Below are 2533 nucleotides of genomic sequence, written 5' to 3' on the forward strand. Positions count from 1 at the left end.
GCGGCATGCCGCTCCCCTACAACGCGCGATCAATGTCTTTACGATACAACAAGCGGAGAGCCTGCGCTCTCCGCTTTTGCTTTCATTCAGCTGAACAGGTTCAGATTCACGGCGCTGAGGTCAAGGTACCAGTGCCCGCCGGTTTGGTAGCACACGGCGCGGACATTGAGCTGGCCATCCAGCTCGCCCGTGAACGAAACGCGGAATTTGACGAGCCGTGCCTCGTCGACGGTCATGATCCAGTCATACTGCTGGCGGAAATAATCCTCGAGCACGCGGCAGCCGCTCTCGGGGATGCGGCGGCTGTCCAGCTCCTTTGGCGTGATGTCATAGTCGTTGCTGCTGCCCTTGGCGAACGAATCGCGCACATTGGCCAGCTCACCGGCATCGAAGCCGTCCGCATTGAGCACGGCGGGGGGGATGGCCTCCTGCAGGCGGGTGAAATCGTCGTCCTGCAGGGCGGCGCAGTAGGTGCGGACCGGCTCCATATAGGGCGCGTCGGCCAGGCCGCAGGCGCCGAGCAGGAGAGCGGCCAGCAGGCAGAGGATGCAGATTCGCTTCATATCGGGTGCTCCCTTCGGCTCACTTTTTGAGCAGGTCGCGGATCTCCGTGAGCAGCTGCTCCTCCTTCGTCGGCTCGGGAGGCGCGGCAGGGGCCTCTGCCTCCTTCTTGCGGTGCTTTTCCCCGGCCTCACGCAGGCGATTGACGGTCTTGACGATCAGGAACACGACAAAAGCCATGATGACGAAGTTGATGAACGCGGACAGGAAGTCGCCGAAACGCAGGTAGTTTACGATGACCTCTCCGTTTTCGTCCAGCTTTTCGCCGAAGAACTGCGGCAGACGGATCTTCCACTCCTCAAAGCTGAGGCCGCCGAGGAACATGGACACGACCGGCATGATGACGCTGTTCGTCAGGGCATCGACGACCGTCTTGAATGCACCGCCGACGATGACGCCGACTGCAAGGTCGAGCATATTGCCCTTCATGGCAAATTCCTTAAATTCCTTCAGAAATCCGCTCTTTTTCTTCCCCATAGTATCCTCTCTCCTTCTCAGAAGTTCTTCTTTTCGAGTACTTCAAGACCGCCGAGGTACTTGCGCAGGACCTCCGGCACAACGACGGAGCCGTCGGCACGCTGGTTCTGCTCGACCATGGCGGGGAAGATGCGGGACGTGGCCAGACCGGAGCCGTTGAGGGTGTGGACGAATTCCGTCTTGCCCGTGGCCTCGCGGCGGAAGCGGATGTTGCCGCGGCGCGCCTGATAGTCGCGCGCGTTCGAAACGGAGGAGACCTCCTTGTAGCCGTTCATGGACGGGATCTGAATTTCAATGTCATACGTCCGCGCCATGGAGGCCGAGCAGTCGCCCGCGGCGAGCTTGACGGTGCGGAAGTGGAAGCCCAGCCCCTTGACCAGGCGCTCGGCCTTGCCGACCAGCTCCTCGAAGGCCTCGTCCGACTTCTCGGGCAGGGTGTACTGGAACATCTCGATCTTGTTGAACTGGTGGCCGCGGACCATGCCGCGCTCGTCGGCGCGGTGGGAGCCCGCCTCGCGGCGGAAGCACGGCGTATAGGCGAACAGCTTGTGCGGCAGGTCGCTCTCGGCGAGAATCTCGCCGCGGTGCAGGGAGGCGAGGGCCGTCTCGGCCGTCGGGAGCATGAAGTGCATGCGGTCGTCCGTCGGATTCTCGATCTTATAGACCTCGTCGGCGAATTTGGGGAACTGTCCCGCGGTCTCGCCGCACTGGTACTCGAGCATCAGGGGCAGGCCGACCATCTCGTAGCCGTCCTTCAGGTGCTCGTCGATGAAATAGTTGAGCAGGGCCCACTCGAGGCGCGCGCCCATGCCGCGGTAGATCCAGAAGCCGGAGCCCGCCAGACGCGTGCCGCGCTCATAGTCGATGAGGCCGAGGTCCGTGCACAGGTCCACATGGTGCTTCGGCTCGAAGTCGAAGTGATGCGGCTCGCCGTAATAGCGCAGCGGCTCATTGTTCTCCTTGCCGCCCGGCTTGAGGTCGGGGTCCGGCAGGTTCGGCAGAGACAGCATCAGCGTGCGGTACTCCGCCTCGACGTCCGTCAGCTTCTGGTCGTTCTGGGCGATCTGGGCCTTCAGCTCGGCCATACGCTCGAAGATCGGCGCTACATCCTCGCCCGCCTTCTTGCGCTTCGGAATTTCCTTCGAGACGCGGTTCTGCTCGGCCTTATCCGTCTCCGTTGAGAGGATGAGGGCGCGGCGCTGAGCGTCCAGCTCCAGAATGCGGTCGACGGCAGCGTCGCAGTCGACCTCCTTGGCCCGCAGACCGGCCTTGACCGCCTCGGGATCGTCCTTGATTCGTTTGATATCCAGCATTATTCAGTCACCTCAATAAATCAGTTCTACGGAAGCTCTGAATCAATCATCTGCGGCGGATGCCGGATCTTTTTCGTCAATCCATCGGTATGAAAAACTTGAAAGACACAAAGTATTCCTGCGTTTTCCATACCTCGACTTGCCAAAAAATCTCTCGCCATCCGCTCTTGCTGATTGAATCA

Annotated in this window: 3 protein-coding genes; all 3 read right to left on the reverse strand. The window is 61.0% G+C overall.

The annotated features are described in order from the left end of the window. Positions 1–86: 86 nt before the first annotated feature. From WMO66_RS00565 to serS, 3 genes are read right to left on the reverse strand one after another with little or no spacing between them, the layout of a single operon-like run. Complete coding sequence (locus WMO66_RS00565) at positions 87–563, reverse strand: hypothetical protein (RefSeq protein WP_349134460.1); 477 nt, start codon at positions 561–563, stop codon at positions 87–89. 19 nt (positions 564–582) lie between these two features. After that, entirely contained in the window at positions 583–1038 is a 456-nt protein-coding gene (mscL, locus tag WMO66_RS00570; protein ID WP_349134461.1) for a large-conductance mechanosensitive channel protein MscL, read from the reverse strand. 17 nt (positions 1039–1055) lie between these two features. Beyond that, positions 1056–2351, reverse strand: coding sequence for a serine--tRNA ligase (gene serS, locus WMO66_RS00575; protein WP_349134462.1), 1296 nt, complete (start codon positions 2349–2351; stop codon positions 1056–1058). Between the last annotated feature and the right edge of the window lie 182 nt (positions 2352–2533).

The sequence above is a fragment of the Faecousia intestinalis genome (genome assembly GCF_040096185.1).
Lineage (GTDB): Bacteria > Bacillota > Clostridia > Oscillospirales > Oscillospiraceae > JAZOXB01.

Coding starts and splice junctions, on each gene's coding strand:
- WMO66_RS00565 (WP_349134460.1), bottom strand. CDS start 563: ATGAAGCGAATCTGCATCCTCTGCCTGCTGGCCGCTCTCCTGCTCGGC.
- mscL (WP_349134461.1), bottom strand. CDS start 1,038: ATGGGGAAGAAAAAGAGCGGATTTCTGAAGGAATTTAAGGAATTTGCC.
- serS (WP_349134462.1), bottom strand. CDS start 2,351: ATGCTGGATATCAAACGAATCAAGGACGATCCCGAGGCGGTCAAGGCC.